12 protein-coding genes are annotated in these 14,759 nt (G+C 70.9%); 7 read left to right on the top strand and 5 right to left on the bottom strand.

What is annotated here, in order from left to right:
- Positions 1–15: 15 nt before the first annotated feature.
- The gene (locus ABT403_RS18345; protein WP_344153531.1) at positions 16–1,722 is read right to left on the bottom strand and encodes a glycoside hydrolase family 13 protein; all 1,707 of its coding nucleotides are present in this window, start codon (positions 1,720–1,722) and stop codon (positions 16–18) included.
- A 233-nt stretch (positions 1,723–1,955) separates the two neighbouring features.
- On the opposite strand from ABT403_RS18345, the gene ABT403_RS18340 reads away from it, so the two are divergent.
- The 5 genes from ABT403_RS18340 to ABT403_RS18320 all read left to right on the top strand — a co-directional run bounded on the left by ABT403_RS18340 (position 1,956) and on the right by ABT403_RS18320 (position 7,870).
- The gene (locus ABT403_RS18340) at positions 1,956–3,230 is read left to right on the top strand and encodes an extracellular solute-binding protein (protein ID WP_344153534.1); all 1,275 of its coding nucleotides are present in this window, start codon (positions 1,956–1,958) and stop codon (positions 3,228–3,230) included.
- 8 nt (positions 3,231–3,238) lie between these two features.
- The gene (locus tag ABT403_RS18335) at positions 3,239–4,306 is read left to right on the top strand and encodes a carbohydrate ABC transporter permease (RefSeq protein WP_344153537.1); all 1,068 of its coding nucleotides are present in this window, start codon (positions 3,239–3,241) and stop codon (positions 4,304–4,306) included.
- A 2-nt stretch (positions 4,307–4,308) separates the two neighbouring features.
- Positions 4,309–5,178, top strand: a complete 870-nt coding sequence (locus ABT403_RS18330; protein WP_344153541.1) for a sugar ABC transporter permease — start codon at positions 4,309–4,311, stop codon at positions 5,176–5,178.
- 74 nt (positions 5,179–5,252) lie between these two features.
- Positions 5,253–6,875: a glycoside hydrolase family 13 protein gene (locus ABT403_RS18325; RefSeq protein ID WP_344153544.1), complete on the top strand. Its 1,623-nt coding sequence runs from the start codon at positions 5,253–5,255 to the stop codon at positions 6,873–6,875.
- Entirely contained in the window at positions 6,863–7,870 is a 1,008-nt protein-coding gene (locus ABT403_RS18320) for a LacI family DNA-binding transcriptional regulator (RefSeq protein WP_344153547.1), read from the top strand. Before ABT403_RS18325 ends, ABT403_RS18320 begins: the two co-directional genes overlap by 13 nt.
- A gap of 487 nt (positions 7,871–8,357) precedes the next feature.
- Here ABT403_RS18320 and ABT403_RS18315 read toward each other — a convergent pair whose 3' ends face one another.
- The 3 genes from ABT403_RS18315 to ABT403_RS18305 all read right to left on the bottom strand — a co-directional run bounded on the left by ABT403_RS18315 (position 8,358) and on the right by ABT403_RS18305 (position 10,076).
- Complete coding sequence (locus ABT403_RS18315; protein ID WP_344153550.1) at positions 8,358–8,615, bottom strand: hypothetical protein; 258 nt, start codon at positions 8,613–8,615, stop codon at positions 8,358–8,360.
- Positions 8,608–8,781, bottom strand: coding sequence for a hypothetical protein (locus ABT403_RS18310; RefSeq protein WP_344153553.1), 174 nt, complete (start codon positions 8,779–8,781; stop codon positions 8,608–8,610). Before ABT403_RS18310 ends, ABT403_RS18315 begins: the two co-directional genes overlap by 8 nt.
- A 110-nt stretch (positions 8,782–8,891) precedes the next feature.
- Positions 8,892–10,076: a helix-turn-helix domain-containing protein gene (locus ABT403_RS18305; protein WP_344153556.1), complete on the bottom strand. Its 1,185-nt coding sequence runs from the start codon at positions 10,074–10,076 to the stop codon at positions 8,892–8,894.
- A 254-nt stretch (positions 10,077–10,330) separates the two neighbouring features.
- Here ABT403_RS18305 and ABT403_RS18300 point away from each other — a divergent pair, with 254 nt between their 5' ends.
- Positions 10,331–11,896, top strand: a complete 1,566-nt coding sequence (locus ABT403_RS18300; protein ID WP_344153559.1) for a M4 family metallopeptidase — start codon at positions 10,331–10,333, stop codon at positions 11,894–11,896.
- Positions 11,897–11,952: 56 nt separating this feature from the next.
- On the opposite strand, the gene ABT403_RS18295 is transcribed toward ABT403_RS18300, so the two are convergent.
- A complete protein-coding gene (locus tag ABT403_RS18295) occupies positions 11,953–12,672 on the bottom strand; it encodes a hypothetical protein (RefSeq protein ID WP_344153562.1) in 720 nt (239 codons plus the stop codon).
- Positions 12,673–13,026: 354 nt separating this feature from the next.
- Between ABT403_RS18295 and ABT403_RS18290 the strand changes: the two genes are divergently transcribed.
- Entirely contained in the window at positions 13,027–14,733 is a 1,707-nt protein-coding gene (locus tag ABT403_RS18290; RefSeq protein WP_344153565.1) for a carbohydrate-binding module family 20 domain-containing protein, read from the top strand.
- Positions 14,734–14,759 lie beyond the last annotated feature (26 nt).

Genomic DNA, 14,759 nt, shown 5'->3' with positions numbered 1-14,759 from the left:
GTACCGGCAGACGGCTCACAACGCCCACCAGGTGCAGGAATCAGGGGGAAGCCGGACCGTGCGGCCGTCCGTCTCCACGGGCGCGCTGGACAGCACCGGGCGTCCGGGGCTCGGCATCTCCACGGCCGTGGGGAGGGTGTTGAGGGTGCAGGCGAAGGCGGGACGGGTGAAGAGGAGCACCCCCTCGGGCGCCGGACGCCAGCGCATGCCCCGCGCGAAGACGGCGGGGCCCGCCCCCGTACCCGGCCACTCCTCCGCCGGCCCGTCCTGGCCCGCCTCGACCGCGCCCAGACCCGGCAGCGCGCGGCGCAGTTCCAGGGCCGCGCGGTAGAGCTCCAGCGTGGAGTGCGGGTCACCGGTCTGCGCGGCGACGGTGAGCCCGCCCCACCCCTCGGGCTGCGGCAGCCAGGTCCCGCCGTCGCCGAACCCGTACGGGGCCTCGTGCCCGGACCACGGCATCGGGACCCGGCACCCGTCCCGCAGCCCGTCCTGCCCGTCCGCCCCCGGGCCGCCCACCGGGGGCCTGCGGCGGAAGGCCGGGTCCCGGCGGGCCTCGGCCGGGAGGTCCGTGACCTCCGGCAGGCCGAGCTCCTCACCCTGGTAGACGTACGCGGACCCGGGCAGCGCCAGCATCAGCAGCGCCGCCGCCCGCGCCCGGGCCAGCCCCTGCGCCCCGCCCCCGTACCGGGTCACATGGCGTACGACGTCGTGGTTGGACAGCACCCACGTCGTCGGCGCCCCCACCGCCGAGGTCGCGGCCAGGGACTCGTCGATGACGGTCCGCATCGCCACCGGGTCCCAGGGGCAGTTCAGGAAGCGGAAGTTGAAGGCCTGGTGCAGCTCGTCGGGCCGGACGTACAGGGCGAGCCGCTCCGAGGTCGGCGCCCAGGCCTCGGCGACCCCGATCCGCTGCCCCCCGTACGAGTCGAGGAGCCGGCGCCAGGAGCGGTGGATGGCGTGCACCCCGTCCTGGTCGAAGAAGGGGAGCGGCTCGGTGCCGATCAGCGTGGCCTGCGCGCCCCGGCCGATGTCGGGCAGGCCCGGCGCCTTGACCATGCCGTGGGCCACGTCCACCCGGAAGCCGTCCACCCCCAGGTCCAGCCAGAACCGCAGCACCGAGGCGAACTCCTCCGCCACCTCCGGGTGCTCCCAGTCGAGGTCGGGCTGTTCGGGGGCGAACAGGTGCAGGTACCAGTCCCCGTCCGGGACCCGGGTCCAGGCGGGACCGCCGAAGACGGACTCCCAGTCGTTCGGCGGCAGTGAGCCGTCGGCCCCGCGCCCCGGGCGGAACAGGTACCGCTCCCGGGCGCCCGGGACGCCGGCGAGGGCCTCCTGGAACCAGGGGTGCCGCTCGGAGGTGTGGTTCGGCACCACGTCCACGATCACCCGCAGCCCGAGCGCGTGGGCGGCCCGGACGAGGTCGTCGGCGTCGGCGAGGTCACCGAAGAGGGGGTCGACGGCCCGGTAGTCGGCGACGTCGTAGCCGCCGTCCGCCTGCGGGGACACGTAGAAGGGGGTGAGCCACACGGCGTCCACCCCGAGCCGGGCCAGGTGCGGGAGCCGCTCGCGCACCCCGCGCAGGTCCCCGACCCCGTCGCCGTCGCTGTCCGCGAAGGAGCGGACGTACACCTGGTAGATGACGGCATCGCGCCACCAGCGGCGGCTCGCGGCGGGGTCGCTGGAAGCGCTTGCAAGCGGGAGGGCCGTCAACTCGTGGTTCATACCGCAGTCAACGCGCGCACGCGCCCGGTGGTTGCGGGCCTGTGGGAGGGGAGAGGCCTCGAACTGGCGGACACGCACCAGCAAGCTGCGGCAACCGTACGGACACACGGATGTAACGATCCCCTCCGCTTGCAGAAAATTGCCGCAAGGTCTTTCGGTCGGCTTTCAGTCTTGTTACGTTCCCTGCAACTCGGGACCGCGAGGGCGCGGCCGGGATCATCGAAGGAGTTCATATGCGGCGTGGCATAGCGGCCACCGCGCTGGTCGCGACCCTGGCGCTCGCGGCGACGGCTTGCGGCGGTGACACCAAGGACGACGGTGGCGAGACCAAGGCGGGCGGCGAGCTCTCCGGCACCGTCACCTGGTGGGACACCTCGAACGAGGCCGAGAAGGCGAGCTTCCAGAAGATCGCCGAGGGCTTCACCGCGCAGCACCCGAAGGTCACCGTCAAGTACGTCAACGTGCCCTACGGCGACGCCCAGAACAAGGTCAAGAACGCCTTCAGCAGCGGTGCCGACGCCCCCGACGTGATCCGCGCCGACGTCGGCTGGGTCGCCGACTTCGCCTCCCTCGGCTACCTCGACGAGGTCCCGGCCGACACCGTCAAGAAGATCGACGCCGAGTTCCTGCCGCAGGCCGCCGCCAGCGGCAGGTTCGACGGCAAGACCTTCGCCGTCCCGCAGGTCATCGACACCCTCGGCCTCTTCTACAACAAGAAGATGCTCGCCGACGCCGGCGTCCAGCCCCCCAAGACCCTGGAGGAGCTGAAGACCGCCGCCGCCGCGATCAAGGCCAAGACCGGAAAGACCGGCCTCTACCTGCGCGGCGACGACTCCTACTGGTTCCTGCCGTTCATCTACGGCGAGGGCGGCGACCTCGTCGACGCCAAGAACAAGACCGTCACCGTCGACGGCCCCGCCGGCGTCAAGGGCTTCAAGGCCGCCCGCGACCTGGTCGCCTCCGGCGCCGCGGTCACCAACGCCACCGACGGCTGGACCAACATGCAGACCGCCTTCAAGTCCGGGGAGGTCGCGATGATGATCAACGGCCCCTGGGCCGTCGAGGACAGCTACGCCGGCGAGCAGTTCAAGGACAAGTCCAACCTCGGCATCGCCACCGTCCCGGCCGGCTCCGTCAAGGCCGGCGCCCCGCAGGGCGGCCACGACCTCGCCGTCTACGCCGGCTCCAAGAACACCGCCGCCGCGCACGCCTTCGTCGAGTACATGACCTCCCAGGAGGTCCAGGTCCGGTCCGCCAAGGAGCTCAGCCTGCTCCCGACGCGCACCGCCGCCTACGAGCAGCCGGACGTCAAGAACAGCGAGATGGTCCAGTTCTTCAAGCCGGCCGTCGACCAGTCCGTCCAGCGCGCCTGGATCCCGGAGAACGGCTCCCTCTTCGAGCCGCTGAAGGTCGAGTACACCAAGGCCGTCACCGGCGCCTCCAGCCCGGAGGACGCCGCCAAGGCCGCCGGGGCCGAGTTCCGCAAGATCCTCAAGGGCTGGAAGTAGTACACACGATGGCCGCTGACACCAGCCGGTCCGTGACGGAGGCCGCGGCCGGCGAGACGACCCTCGCCGGCCGCGGCCCCGGCCGCACGACCGCCAAGACCGCCGGGAACGCCGCCGGTTCCGGGGGCGCCGGGACCACCGGAAGCCCGCGCGGCCGTATCGGCCGGGCCCTCGCCACGCACTGGTACGCCTGGGCCATGGTCGCCCCCGTCGTCCTCGTCCTCGGCGTGATCGTCGGCTGGCCGCTCGTCCGCGGCGTCTACCTGTCGCTGACGAACGCCAGCGAGCGCAACGTCGCCCGTACGATCGGCGTGCGGCACATCGAGGCCACGTACGAGTTCGTCGGGTTCGACAACTACGCGGCGGTCCTCGGTGACCCCGTCTTCTGGCAGCGGCTGGTGTGGACGGTGATGTGGACCGTCGCCTGCGTCTCCGTCACCTTCGCCCTCGGCCTCGGACTGGCCACCGTGCTCAACCGGCAGTTCCGGGGCCGCGCCGCCTACCGGATGGCGCTCATCCTGCCCTGGGCCGTGCCCGGCTTCGTCTCCGTCTTCGCCTGGCGGTTCCTCTTCAACCGCGACAACGGCATCCTCAACAAGATCCTCGACGGCGGGGGCATCTCCGCCGTCCCGTGGCTGGACGACCCGACCTGGGCCAAGCTCTCCGTCATCGCCGTCAACGTCTGGCTCGGCGTGCCCTTCATGATGGTCGCCCTGCTCGGCGGCCTCCAGTCGATCCCCGGCGAGCTGTACGAGGCCGCCGAGATGGACGGCGCCGGACCCTGGCAGCGGTTCCGGCACATCACCCTGCCGGGGCTGCGCGCCGTCAGCATGACGGTGATCCTGCTCTCCACCATCTGGACCTTCAACATGTTCCCGGTGATCTTCCTGCTCACGCGGGGCGGCCCCGGCGACTCCACCGAGATCCTCGTGACCCAGGCCTTCCGCCAGGCCTTCATCGCCAGCCCGCGCGACTTCGCCGGCTCCGCGACCTGGGGCGTGCTGATCCTCGGCCTGCTCATGATCTTCGCGCTGGTCTACCGGCGCTCGCTGCGCAAGCAGGGAGAGGTGTGGTGACCATGTCCGACGTCGGGACCGAGATCCGTCCGAAGGGCGTCCGTCCGCGCGGGGCGCGGTCGCCGCTGGCCTCCTTCGGGCTGCACGCCACGCTCCTGGTCGCGTCCGTCATCGCCGTCTTCCCGGTGCTGTGGATCCTGCTGACCTCCCTGAAGCCCGCGAAGTACGCCATCAGCACGGACTTCGTGAAGGAGCCCTCGCTCGACAACTACTCCTACCTGCTGGAGTCCAGCCACTTCCTGAGCTGGTTCTGGAACTCCGTGCTGGTGGCGGGCGTCACGACGGTGCTCGGCGTGTTCATCGCCGCCACCACCGGGTACGCGGTCAGCCGCTTCAGGTTCCCGGGCATGAAGCCGCTGATGTGGACCCTGCTCATCACGCAGATGTTCCCGATGGCCATCCTCATCGTCCCGCTCTACAACATGATGGGAGAGTTCGGGCTGCTGAACCAGCCGCTCGGCCTGATCATCACCTACCTCACCATCGCCGTGCCCTTCTGTGCGTGGATGATGAAGGGCTTCTTCGACACCATCCCGGTCGAGATCGACGAATCCGGCCGGGTCGACGGGCTCAACCCCTTCGGCACCTTCTGGCGCCTGATCCTCCCGCTCGCCAAGCCCGGCCTCGCCGTCACCGGCTTCTACGCCTTCATCACCGCATGGGGCGAAGTCGCCTACGCCTCGGCCTTCATGGTCGGCGAGGAGAACCTCACCCTCGCGGGCGGGCTGCAGACCTTCGTCACGCAGTACACGTCCAACTGGGGTGCCATGAGCGCGGCTTCCGTGCTGATCGCCATCCCCGCGGCCGTCTTCTTCCTGTTCGCACAGCGTCACCTCGTCGCCGGTATGACGGCGGGCGCCACCAAGGGCTGACCGACCCCGAGTCACGCGCTCCGCGTTCCGCGCCCCGCCTTCCGCACGACCGGCCCGATCTCTCCAAGGACACCATGACCCAGCACCTCGCCGACGCTCTCCCCACCCCGACCGGGACCCGGTCCGGCTGGTGGAGAGACGCGGTGATCTACCAGGTCTATCCGCGCAGCTTCGCCGACTCCGACGGGGACGGCATGGGGGACCTCGAGGGCATCCGGAGCAGACTGCCCTACCTCAAGGAGCTGGGCGTGGACGCCGTCTGGCTGAGCCCCTTCTACGCCTCCCCGCAGGCCGACGCCGGCTACGACGTCGCCGACTACCGGGCCATCGACCCCATGTTCGGCACCCTGCACGACGCCGACGCCGTCATCCGCGAGGCCCATGGGCTGGGCCTGCGCATCATCGTCGACCTCGTCCCCAACCACTGCTCCGACCAGCACGAATGGTTCAAGCAGGCGCTGCGGGAGGGCCCGGGGACCCCGCTGCGCGAACGCTTCCACTTCCGGCCGGGGAAGGGGGAGTCGGGCGAGGAGCCGCCGAACGACTGGGAGTCCATCTTCGGCGGGCCCGCGTGGACGCGGGTCGAGGACGGGGAGTGGTACCTGCACCTCTTCGCGCCCGAGCAGCCCGACTTCAACTGGGAACACCCTGCGGTGCAGGACGAGTTCCGCTCGGTGCTCAGGTTCTGGCTGGACCTGGGCGTGGACGGGTTCCGGATCGACGTCGCGCACGGGCTGGTGAAGGCGGACGGGCTGCCCGATCTGGGCCGTGACGAGCAGCTCAAGCTGCTGGGCAACCAGGTGCTGCCCTTCTTCGACCAGGACGGGGTCCACGAGATCTACCGGTCGTGGCGCAAGGTCCTGGACGAGTACGCGGGCGAGCGGATCGGGGTCGCGGAGGCGTGGGCGCCGAGCGTGGCGCGTACCGCCCTGTACGTGCGGAGCGATGAGCTGCACCAGGCGTTCAACTTCCACTACCTGACGACCGGCTGGGACGCGGCAGCGCTGCGGGCCGCGGTGGACGAGTCGCTGGACGCCATGCGGCCCGTGGGCGCGCCGACCACCTGGGTGCTGTCCAACCACGACGTGGTCCGGCACCGGACGCGGTTCGGCAGCCTGGCGCGGGCGCGTGCGGCCGCGCTGCTGATGCTGGCGCTGCCGGGGTCGGCGTACGTGTACCAGGGGGAGGAGCTCGGGCTGCCGGAGGTGACCGAGCTGCCGGACGAGGTGCGCCAGGATCCGTCGTTCTTCAAGGCGAACGGGCAGGACGGGCTGCGGGACGGCTGCCGGGTACCGATCCCGTGGTCGGGGGAGGCCGCGCCGTACGGCTTCGGGGAGGGCGGCAGCTGGCTGCCGCAGCCGGCGGAGTGGGCGGAGCTGAGCGTGGAGGCGCAGACCGGGGACGCCGGGTCGACGCTGGAGCTCTACCGTGCCGCGCTGCGGATCCGGCGGGAGAACGCGGACCTGGGGGCGGGGGACGCCGTGGAGTGGCTGGAGTGGCCGCAGATGCCCGAAGGGGTGCTGGCCTTCCGGCGGGGGCGCTTTGTGTGCGCCGTCAACACGACGGGGGAGGACGTGCGGATAGCGCGGATAGCGCGGACAGCAGGGGTGCCGGGTTCGGTGCTCCTCGCCAGTGGCGAGCTGGGGGAGGACCCCGATGTCCTGCCGGGTGACACCACGGTGTGGTGGCAGGGGTGAGTTCCCCGTTGCGGCTGACGGACATCGCCTCGCAGGCCCAGGTCAGCGAGGCGACCGTCAGCCGTGTGCTCAACGGCAAGGCGGGCGTGGCGGCCGGCACCCGGCACCGGGTGCTGGCCGCCATGGACCTGCTGGGCTACGAGCGGCCGGTGCGGCTCAAGCGGCGGAGCAACGGGTTGGTGGGGTTGCTCATTCCTGAGTTGACCAACCCCATTTTTCCGGCGTTCGCGCAGGTCATCGAGCAGGCGCTGGCCGGGCACGGGTACACGCCCGTGCTGTGTACGCAGACGCCGGGCGGGGCGACCGAGGACGAGCTGGTCGAGCAGCTGGAGGAGCGGGGGGTCACCGGGATCGTCTTCCTGTCCGGGCTGCACGCCGATGCCACGGCTGACCCGGCGCGGTACCAGCGGCTGGCGGCGCGGGGGGTTCCGTTCGTGATGGTGAACGGGTTCAACGAGCACGTGCAGGCCCCGTTCGTCTCCCCGGACGACCGGGCCGCGGCGGAGATGGCCGTACGGCACCTGGAGGAGCTGGGGCACCGGAGGATAGGGCTGGCCATCGGGCCGACGCGGTACGTGCCGTCGGCCCGGAAGGAGCAGGGGTTCCTGGCCGCGAGGCCGGGGGCCGATGCGGAGGGGCTGGTCCAGCGCACCCTGTTCACGGTCGAGGGCGGCCACGCGGCGGGCATCGCGCTGCTGGAGCGGGGGTGCACGGGGGTGGTGTGCGCGAGCGACATGATGGCGCTCGGCGTCATCCGCGCCGCCCGGGAACGGGGGCTGCGGGTCCCGGAGGACGTCTCGGTGGTCGGGTTCGACGACTCGCCGCTGATCGCCTTCACGGACCCGCCGCTGACGACGGTCCGCCAGCCGGTGCGCGCGATGGCGACGGCGGCGGTGGGGGCCCTGCTGGAGGCGGTGGCGGGGACGCCGGTGCAGAGGACGGAGTACGTGTTCCAGCCGGAGCTGGTGGTCCGGGGGTCCACGGGACCGGGGTAGGGGGGTGGTGTTACGCGCCCTCGCGGTGCGGGCCCGCTATCTCCCCCGCGAGGGGCCGGGGGCCGGGCGGTGGTTGCCCACCCGCCTCCCCGTCTGCGGGGCGGTGGTGTGGGGGCGGGGTGCCGGTGGGGCGGTCTCAGGGAGGGGTTGGGGGTTTCCCGTCAGTCCCACTGTCCTTCCGGTTCGGGCCGCCCTGTCAAGGGCGCTCCTTCGTCGCGTCGCTTCGCGATCGCCTGCGGCGACCCTTGACAGACCGTCCCGCCCCGGAAAGACAAGGACTGCCGGGAAACCCCCAAAAGGACGGCACGGGTCGTGGTGGGGCATGCGGCGGGATCAGCGATGAGCCGGGCCGTCGGGGGCCGGACCAAAGCACGCATCAGATCGCTACGCGCTCCCGTCGTCTCGGCGTCCGCGGCCCGTCTGGGGCTGATACCCGCACCGGATGCCGACCTGAGGGGCATCCGGGGCTGGCGGGCGCATCAGATCGCTACGCGCTGCCCAGGTCCCGGCGGCTGCCGGCCGTCTGGGGCTGGTCATAGGCGGGCTGGACGTTGGCGACGGCCGTCGTGAACTCGCGGCCGGAGGCGCCCCGGATGTAGGCCAGTTCCATCCAGTGGTCGTAGGTGTCCGAGTCCGAGACGTTCTCGTTGATGACGGCCATCAATACGCCCTCGGCCCCGGAGGCGATGTCGCGGACGCGGCGGTGGAGGAGGCGGTGGGGGACGTACTCGTAGTGGTCATTCATGGGGCCGCTCCTCAAGGGTCTCGAGGAAGCGCTGCCACCCCGCGTGGGCGCGGTCGAGCAGGTCGGTGCCGGGGGTGTCTATGACCGTCACACGGGTCGAGGGTTCGTCCGAGATAGCGAAGCTGGGCGCCTTGTGGGTGCCGCTGTGTGTGATGTGGCTGGTCACAGGCCACTCCCTGCCGTTGTCAGCGGATGAGGTGACCAGAGTGGGGGTGCCGCAAGGCCCCGACTGACACGAGTTGGTGATAGCCGGGGCCAGGGCCTTACGAGGTGCTGTCAGACGCCCAGCCAGGTGCCGTAGGAGAGGAAGCTGTCGGGCAGCTGGCGGCGGGCGGCCTCCAGGCCGGTGTAGGTGTCCCTCACCGTCTGGTGGTAGCGCGCCTGCTGCGGGGCGGCCTTCCGGGCGCGGAGGAGGTTGTCGAACGACGCGTCCAGGTCGCCGGTCCAGAGATGCGCTCGCGCGAGTTCCGCGTAGTGGTGGGCCTTTCGCGACTTGGGCCAGTCCTGCGGGATCTCGACGCTGCGTCCGGTCCGTGCGGCGTCCCCGTACTCGTCCAGTTCGGCCAGGACGCTCACCCGGTGGACCTTCACGTTGGTGGGGCCGAAGGACAGGTAGTGCACGGTGGGCGCTTCACCGGTGCGGGTGGCGATCCGTTCGGCCTCGGACAGGTGGATCTCGGCGGTCGTCTTGTCTTTCGAGCGACCGGCCATGACCGATGCGCCGAGGTGCAGCTGGCCGGTCACGACCTCGCGTTCCTGTCCTGGGTCGGCCTGTTCCAGAAGGCTCAGGCCGAGGGCGGTGAGACGCTGGCCGGTGCGGTACTGGCCGTCGCGGAGGTACGTGAGGGCGCGCATGTACCGGTAGATGCCGCCGAGGGCGGCGCTGGAAGCGCGTTCGGCGGCCCAGTCCATGCGGGCCAGGGCGATGGTGGCCAGGTCGCCGTAGCCGAGTTTGGTGGCGATGTCGTAGGCGGTTCGGTAGGTGCTGGCCAGCAGGAGCCAGCGTTCGTGCCCGGGTGCCGCGTGAGCGGAGGTGGTGGCCTCCAGGACGAGGCCGGGAACGGCGGCGGCTGCCTGCTTGATCTCCCCGGCGCGGACGGCGACGAGAAGCGATTCGGCGTCGGCGGCAAGGAGTTGATGGGGGCGGGGGGTGATCTCCGGATCGGCGCCGAGATCGTAGACGTCCAGGGCTTCGCGGATCGGCTGGACGAGGACGTCCAGTTGGTCCTCGCGGAGTTCGGCGGCGTACGGCTGGCCGAGGACCGTGGCTACGTCGACACGGAGTGCGCGGGCCACCTGGGCGATGACGTATGGGGATGCCGGCTTCACGCCCTGCTCCGCCTTCGTCAGGGTGGAGTAGGGGACTTGGGAGAGATCGGAGAGGGCCTTCTGGGTCAGGCCGTGCTGCAGGCGAAGCCGCTTGATGCGTGCGCCGGTGTGGTCGTGCGGGAGAGCGTGCATGCTGTTGCTCCGTTCTGACTCGACACCGGCAACAGTATCCGGGTGCGACGGGCCTCCTTTCGGCCGCGAAAGTAAGCCGCGCAACTGCTCGGTGGGGGAAGCGGAATGGGGGGTTTTCGTTCGTTGAGCGGAGGTTGTGTGCCGCTCAACGGACAACGGCAGGTCAAATCCTTGTTGCGTACCTGTCACTTCGGCCAATCTGCTGGCACTCTCTCAGCCAGTCCCCCCACGGCTATCAAGGAGTGACCTTCCCCATGTCCTCATTCCGCACCCCCCGCACCATGCGTGCCGCCGCGATCGTCGCCTCCGCGGCCATGGTCGCCATCGCCGTCCAGACCGGTTCCGCCAGTGCGTCCGCCGAGCGGGAGGCCGGGGCCACCGCGCTCACGCTGTCCGCCGGGGCGCGTGCCCAGGCGATCGGTGAGGCGCAGAACGGCGCCGCCGACACCGCGCGCGCCATCGGGCTCGGCGGCGACGAGCGCCTCGTGGCGCGGGACGTCGTCAAGGACGCCGACGGTACGGTCCACACCCGCTACGAGCGCACCTACGGGGGCCTGCCCGTCCTCGGCGGTGACCTCGTCGTCCACCAGAAGAAGGACGGCAGCCGCAAGACCGACAAGGCCGTCGAGGCGAAGATAGCCCCGGCCGGTGCGCGTTCCGCGCTGCGCGCGGCGCCCGCCGGTGCGCGTCAGGTCGTGTGGGCCGCGACCGGCAAGCCGGTCTTCGCCTACGAGGCCGTCGTCACCGGTAAGCAGGCCGACGGCACGCCCAGCGAGCGGCACGTCATCACGGATGCCGCGACCGGTGCCGAGCTGTACTCCTACGAGGCCATCGACACCGGCGTCGGGACCAGCGAGTACTCCGGCTCCGTCACCCTCGGCACCGCGCCCAGCGGTTCGGCGTTCAGCCTGACCGACACCGCGCGCGGCGGGCACAAGACCTACGACCTGAACGGCGCCACCTCCACCGCGACGGGCACCCTGTTCACCGACGCGGACGACAAGTGGGGCGACGGCACCCCGTCGAACCGCCAGACCGCCGCCGTCGACGCCCACTACGGCGCGGCCGTCACCTGGGACTTCTACAAGTCGGAGCTCGGCCGCAACGGTATCGCCGGCGACGGCAAGGCCGCCTACTCCCGCGTCCACTACGGCAACGCCTACGTCAACGCGTTCTGGTCCGACAGCTGCTTCTGCATGACCTACGGCGACGGCCAGAACAACCAGAAGCCGCTGACCGCGCTGGACGTGGCCGGCCACGAGATGAGCCACGGCCTGACCGCCGCCACGGCCAAGCTCAACTACAGCCGCGAGTCGGGCGGTCTGAACGAGGCCACCAGCGACATCTTCGGCACGTCGGTGGAGTTCTTCGCCAACAACGCCTCCGACCCCGGTGACTACCTCATCGGCGAGAAGATCGACATCCGGGGCGACGGCTCCCCGCTGCGCTACATGGACAAGCCCAGCAAGGACGGCGCCTCCGCCGACTACTGGTCCAAGACGGTGGGCCGGCTCGACGTCCACAACTCGTCCGGTGTCGCCAACCACTTCTTCTACCTTCTGTCGGAGGGCAGCGGGGCGAAGACCGTGAACGGTGTGGCGTACAACTCGCCCACCTACGACGGTTCCACCGTCGCGGGCATCGGCCGGACCAAGGCGTACAAGATCTGGTACAAGGCCCTCTCGACCTACATGACCTCGACCACCGACTACGCGGGCGCCCGTGCGGCGACCCTGAAGGCGACGGCCGACCTGTACGGCGCGACGGGCGTGGAGTACCAGCAGGTGGCGGCCGCGTGGACGGCCGTCAACGTCAAGTGAGGTGAGTGTTGATGCCGGTCCGGGTCCTCAGGTCATGAGGGCCCGGACCGGCATCGCTATGTAGAGGGCGAGGAGGCCGACGGCTGCCAGCCGAGGTGGCCGCCGTCCACCGTGCCCGTGAGGTACGGGAGGACGGCCGCCAGGACCGCCGTGATGGCGGCGGCGTGCACCGTCTGGGCGAACGGGGACCATGCCTGTTCCTGGAGGCCGTCCGCCTCCGCCGCTACGGATACGGGCAGCATGCAGGTCAGGACCAGGAGCAGCCCGAAGGCCGCCGGCGCCACCCCGCGCAGGGTGGGGCCCCAGTCGCGCTTGACGTAGCGGTCGAGCGGCTCGTCGGTGCCCACCAGGCCGCCCAGCTCCGGGGCGGTGGGGGCCCAGAGGATGCGGACCTGGTTGCCCGGCTCGGGCCGGTGCGGGGTGAAGGCCCGCTCGGAGCGGACCCGGCTGCCCTGGGGCGTGGTGACGACGAGGGTGGTGTGATAGCCCACCCGTTCCTCTTCGCCGTTCAGCAGCTCGCGGACGTCAGAGACCTGCGCCACGGTCGCCGTCGTGTACGCGGCTCCCGCCTGGAGGAGGGAGCGGACGTACGGCGAGCCGTGGGAGGTGCCCAGGACGTTCATCGCCGCGATCGCCAGGACGACCAGCGACCAGACCGCGCTCTGGCGCAGGAAGACCCACGCCGCGCTCTCGTACTCGCGGTCCGCGAGCCGTCGTAGGACGCCGGGCCCTCCGCCCTTGGCCAGGGAGACGGGCTTCTCCGGGCTGAACGGCATCCAGCAGTACTCCTCGTCGGACCACCACAGCCACAGCGCGAGGACCTGGACATCGCCTGGGGGTCGTCGCCTCAGTCGCAGGTGTTGAGCATCTCGATGAGCTTCGGGCGTTCGGTGGTGCTTGATCACATCACGGGGTGTAGTGACAGCGGCACGTCCCGGGACAACACGGCTAGGCCGTCTGGACCTCGGGTTCACCTGCGAAAACGGCACTGCGCGGGGTCGGGGGATCGGCTTGGGCGGGTATGTCGGAAACAATTCTGCAATCTCTTGCGCAAGGTCTTGCAACACTTCGGGGCGCCCCCTACGGTCGCCTGCAACCCCCCACACCTCTCCCGCCAGGAGGTTCCCCGCATGTCCCGATCCGAGAGAGGGGCGCGGAGCGGCAGAGTCGCGTTCGCGGCCGCCGTCTTCGCCGCCTCGGCCCTCACCGCCTCGGCCCCGCCCGCCTCCGCCGCCCCGCCCGGGGACAAGGACGTCACCGCCGTGCTGTTCGAGTGGCGGTTCGACTCCGTCGCCAAGGCGTGCACCGAGAGCCTCGGCCCCGCCGGGTACGGGTACGTCCAGGTCTCGCCGCCGCAGGAGCACGTCCAGGGGCCCCAGTGGTGGACCTCGTACCAGCCCGTCAGCTACAAGATCGCCGGACGGCTCGGGGACCGGGCCGCCTTCCAGCGGATGGTCGGCACCTGCCACGCCGCCGGGGTCAAGGTCGTCGCCGACTCCGTCATCAACCACATGGCCGCCGGTGACGGCGTCGGGACCGGCGGGTCCTCCTACACGAAGTACGACTATCCGGGCCTCTACTCGGGCGCCGACATGGACGACTGCCGGGCGACGATCTCCACCTACCAGGACCGGGCCAACGTCCAGAACTGCGAGCTCGTCCAGCTCGCCGACCTCGACACCGGCGAGGAGCACGTGCGGGGGCGGATCGCCGCCTACCTCAACGACCTGCTGTCGCTGGGCGTCGACGGCTTCCGCGTCGACGCCGCCAAGCACATGCCCGCCGCCGATCTCGCCGACATCAAGTCCCGGCTCACCGACCCGAACGCCTACTGGAAGCAGGAGGCGATATACGGGGCCGGCGAGGCCGTGCAGCCGAGCGAGTACCTCGGCAACGGGGACGTGCAGGAGTTCCGGTACGCCCGCGACCTGAAGCGGGTCTTCCAGGGGGAGAAGCTCGCCTACCTGAAGAACTTCGGCGAGGCGTGGGGGTACATGCCGAGTGGCCGGTCCGCCGTCTTCGTCGACAACCACGACACCGAGCGCGTCGGCGACACCCTCAACTACAAGGACGGCGCGAACTACACCCTCGCCTCCGTCTTCATGCTGGCCTGGCCCTACGGCTCCCCGGACGTGCACTCCGGCTACGAGTGGACCGACAAGGACGCCGGCCCGCCCAACGGGGGCACCGTCAACGCCTGTTACAGCGACGGGTGGAAGTGCCAGCACGCCTGGCCGGAGATCTCCTCCATGGTGGGCCTGCGCAACACCGCCCGGGGGCAGGCCGTCACCGACTGGTGGGACAACGGCGGGAACCAGATCGCCTTCGGACGCGGGACCAAGGCGTACGTGGCCCTCAACCACGAGGGCGCGCCGCTGACCCGGACCTTCCAGACCTCCCTGCCCGGCGGGGACTACTGCGACGTCCAGAGCGGCCGCGCGGTCAGCGTCGACTCCGGCGGCCGGTTCACCGCCACGCTCGCCCCGCAGACCGCCCTCGCCCTGCACACCGGCGCCCGCACCTGCGCCGGGAACCCCGCCGCCCCCGCCGGGGCCTCGTTCGCCGTCAACGCCACCACCGTCCCCGGCCAGAACGTCTACGTCACCGGCGACCGGGCGGAGCTCGGCAACTGGAACACCGGCGCAGCCCTCAAGCTCGACCCGGCCTCCTACCCCGTCTGGAAGCTCGACGTCACCCTCCCCGCCGGGACCGCGTTCTCCTACAAGTACGTCCGCAAGGACGCCTCCGGGAACGTCACCTGGGAGAGCGGGGCCAACCGCTCCGCCACCGTCCCGGCCAACGGCAAGGTCACCCTGACCGACACCTGGCGCAACTGACCCCGCGCCCCCCGACCAGGGCCGCC

The sequence above is a fragment of the Streptomyces sp. NPDC000075 genome (genome assembly GCF_040301925.1).
Taxonomy (GTDB): Bacteria; Actinomycetota; Actinomycetes; order Streptomycetales; family Streptomycetaceae; genus Streptomyces; species Streptomyces polychromogenes.
Note: the sequence above shows the minus strand (reverse complement) of the source record. Positions and strands in the feature narration are given on the sequence as shown.

Excerpts from the sequence above, each read along its gene's own strand:
- ABT403_RS18345 (WP_344153531.1), bottom strand. The coding sequence starts at position 1,722 with ATGAACCACGAGTTGACGGCCCTCCCGCTTGCAAGCGCTTCCAGCGAC.
- ABT403_RS18340 (WP_344153534.1), top strand. The coding sequence starts at position 1,956 with ATGCGGCGTGGCATAGCGGCCACCGCGCTGGTCGCGACCCTGGCGCTC.
- ABT403_RS18335 (WP_344153537.1), top strand. The coding sequence starts at position 3,239 with ATGGCCGCTGACACCAGCCGGTCCGTGACGGAGGCCGCGGCCGGCGAG.
- ABT403_RS18330 (WP_344153541.1), top strand. The coding sequence starts at position 4,309 with ATGTCCGACGTCGGGACCGAGATCCGTCCGAAGGGCGTCCGTCCGCGC.
- ABT403_RS18325 (WP_344153544.1), top strand. The coding sequence starts at position 5,253 with ATGACCCAGCACCTCGCCGACGCTCTCCCCACCCCGACCGGGACCCGG.
- ABT403_RS18315 (WP_344153550.1), bottom strand. The coding sequence starts at position 8,615 with ATGAATGACCACTACGAGTACGTCCCCCACCGCCTCCTCCACCGCCGC.
- ABT403_RS18305 (WP_344153556.1), bottom strand. The coding sequence starts at position 10,076 with ATGCACGCTCTCCCGCACGACCACACCGGCGCACGCATCAAGCGGCTT.
- ABT403_RS18300 (WP_344153559.1), top strand. The coding sequence starts at position 10,331 with ATGTCCTCATTCCGCACCCCCCGCACCATGCGTGCCGCCGCGATCGTC.
- ABT403_RS18295 (WP_344153562.1), bottom strand. The coding sequence starts at position 12,672 with ATGCCGTTCAGCCCGGAGAAGCCCGTCTCCCTGGCCAAGGGCGGAGGG.
- ABT403_RS18290 (WP_344153565.1), top strand. The coding sequence starts at position 13,027 with ATGTCCCGATCCGAGAGAGGGGCGCGGAGCGGCAGAGTCGCGTTCGCG.